Origin of the sequence: Agromyces binzhouensis, from assembly GCF_004135055.1 — a bacterium.
GTDB classification, from domain to species: Bacteria; Actinomycetota; Actinomycetes; order Actinomycetales; family Microbacteriaceae; genus Agromyces; species Agromyces binzhouensis.
In genome coordinates this window covers 1-2,849 of record NZ_SDPL01000402.1, presented here as the reverse complement: position 1 = coordinate 2,849, position 2,849 = coordinate 1, and the positions used below count along the sequence as shown (strand labels likewise).

At 70.8% G+C, this 2,849-nt stretch carries 2 protein-coding genes; both read right to left on the bottom strand.

Features of this window, described 5'->3' with window-relative positions:
* Window positions 1-38: 38 nt before the first annotated feature.
* Window positions 39-1,550, bottom strand: coding sequence for an arabinosylfuranosidase ArfA (gene arfA / locus ESO86_RS14835; RefSeq protein ID WP_129235679.1), 1,512 nt, complete (start codon window positions 1,548-1,550; stop codon window positions 39-41).
* Window positions 1,551-1,621: 71 nt separating this feature from the next.
* Complete coding sequence (locus tag ESO86_RS14830) at window positions 1,622-2,674, bottom strand: LacI family DNA-binding transcriptional regulator (RefSeq protein ID WP_129235678.1); 1,053 nt, start codon at window positions 2,672-2,674, stop codon at window positions 1,622-1,624.
* Window positions 2,675-2,849 lie beyond the last annotated feature (175 nt).

Sequence of the window (2,849 nt, the reverse complement as noted above, 5' to 3'; positions counted from 1 at the left end):
GGGCGGCCGCGCGGCCGGGCGGCCGGGCGGCCGCGACGTCAGCCGAGCGCGATGGCGGTCCACGACACCGGTGGGAGCGTGATCGTGAGCTCTCCGCTCGCGATCGACGCCGTCCCGTTCGGTGCGGGCGCCACGCGCTCCGGGTCGTCGAGCGTGTTCTTCGCGTACACGTCGTCGTCCGCGAGCGTGTGGGTCTCGAGGATCGACACCTCGCCGAGGCTCGCCAGGTCGATGGTGAGTTCGACGGGCTCGTCCGTGCTCCGGTTGACGAGGAACACGGCGCTGCGGCCCGCCACGGCGTCGTGCGTCGCGACCGCGTCGACGAGCGGCACCTCGCCGTAGGTCGCGGTCCGATAGGTCGGCGTGTCGAGCTTGAGCTCCAGCGCCTCGCCCCGAGCCAGTCGCGACGTGATCGAGAACGGGAAGAAGGTGGTCTGCCGCCACGCCGGGCCGCCGGGCTCCGTCATGATCGGCGCGATCACGTTGACGAGCTGGGCGAGCGAGGCGCTCGTGACACGGTCGGCGTGCTTGAGCAGCGAGATCATGAGGTTGCCGAACACGACGGCGTCGGCGACGGAGTAGACGTCCTCCAGCAGGCGCGGCGCGACCGGCCAGTTGTCGATGCCCTCGATCTTCTCGACACCCTCGAACCGCGAGAGGTACCAGACGTTCCACTCGTCGAACGAGATGTTCACGGTCTTCGAGCTCCCGACCACGGCCTTCACGTGGTCGGCCGTGGCCACGACGGTCTCGATGAAGCCGTCCATGTCGACCGCGGAAGCGAGGAACGAGCCGAGGTCGCCGTCCTTCTCCTCGTAGTAGGCGTGGCACGAGATGTAGTCGACGTCGTCGTAGGTGTGCGTGAGCACGACCCGCTCCCACTCGCCGAACGTCGGCATGCTCGCACCCGACGATCCGCACACCACCAGTTCGACCGACGGGTCGAGCTGCCGCATGGCCTTCGCGGTCTGCGAGGCGAGCTTGCCGTAGTCGTCGGCGGAGCGGTGGCCGAGCTGCCACGGCCCGTCCATCTCGTTGCCGAGGCACCACATCTTCACGCCGAACGCGTCGGTGCGGCCGTTCTCGATGCGCTGCTGCGACAGGGTCGTGCCGCCGGCGATGTTCGCGTACTCCAGCAGGTCGAGTGCCTCGAGCGTGCCGCGCGTGCCGAGGTTCACGGCCAGCATGAGCTCGCTGCCGACCTTCTCGAGCCAGTCGGCGAACTCGTGCAGTCCGACCTCGTTCGTCTCGGTCGAGTGCCAGGCGAGGTCGAGCCGGCGCGGACGCCGCTCACGCGGACCGACCGAGTCCTCCCAGCGGAACCCGGACACGAAGTTGCCCCCCGGGTAGCGGATGGTCGAGACGCCGAGCTCCGTGACGAGTTCGATCACGTCCTGCCGGAAGCCCTCGGCGTCTGCGGTCGGGTGACCGGGCTCGTGGATGCCGTCGTAGACGTGCCGGCCGAGGTGCTCGACGAAGCCGCCGAAGACGGTGCGGCGGATGGCGCCGACGGTGAAGTGCGGATCGATCGTCAGGCGTGCGTCGGGCATCCTTCTCCCATGTCCTCTACAACGTTGGAGGTAAACGTTGTAGAACATGGTGCGCGACGGGTCGCGACCTGTCAAGCGGGCGACGAGGGCGGGGGTCCTCCGGCGACCGTCGCACCGACTCGCGCCGGCGCCGACTCGCGCTCGACGATCCGGAACTCCGCGAGCCGCGTCTGCGGGGCGCCGCCGGGTCGGGCGATCCGATCGACAAGTGCGCCAACGGCGGTCTGCGCGATCCATCCGCGGCCGGGATCGACCGTCGTCAGCGACGGGATGGCGTACTCCGCCTCCTCGAGGTCGTCGAAGCCCATGACCGACACCTGCTCGGGAACGCGCAGGCCGGCCTCCTGGAGCACGCGCATCGCACCGAGCGCGAGCGTGTCGTTGAGCCCGAACACCGCGTCGAAGGGGCGCTCGCGCCCGAGGAGTTCGCGCATCGCGCGCGCGCCGTCCGCGCGATGCCACAGGGTGGCCGGCACGACGATCGTCTCGTCGAACGGGGCACCGGCGGCCTCGAGCGCCTCCCGGTACCCGCGCAGGCGCAGGCCCGCCGAGCCGACCTCCGAATCCGCATGCGCCCCGAGGACCGCGATGCGTCGGCGCCCCGACGCCAGCAGGTACTCCGTGGCCGCCCGAGCCGCCTCGACGTTGCGCATGGTCACGTGGTCGGTCGGGCCGTCGAAGATCCGCTCGCCGAGCAGCACCAGCGGGTACGGCACGTCCAGGGCCGCGGCATCCTCCTGCCCCATGCCGAGCGCGCTGAAGATCAGCCCGTCGGTGAGCTTGATCCGCGGGCTGCGGAGCAGTTCGAGCTCGCGCTCGCGGTCGCCGCCGGTCTGCTCGACGAGCACGACGACGCCCGCGGCCTCGGCAGCCTCGATGACGGATGCCGCGAGCTCGGCGAAGTAGCTCAGTCCGAGGTCGGGCACCGCCAGCGCGATGGCGCCGGTGCGGCCCGAGCGCAGGTTCCTCGCGGTCAGGTTCGGCGTGTAGCCGAGTTCGGCGATCGCCCGCTCGACGCGCTCGCGCGTCGCCGGCCGGATGTGCGGGTAGTCGTTGATGACGTTCGAGACCGTCTTGATCGACACCCCCGCGAGCCTGGCCACGTCGTGCAGTGTCGCTGCCATCCCGCCTCCCTCGTGTCGCACACCCTACAACGTTGTAGAGGACTCAGGCGCCCGATCGGGTTCGTCGGCCGTGAACACGTAGTCGCCGGCGGCATCCAGCTCGGGCCTGAGGCGGCCGTCGGCGAGTGCGGCGAACGCCGCGCGCGACGCCTCGCGCAGCGCCGCGGCCGCCTCC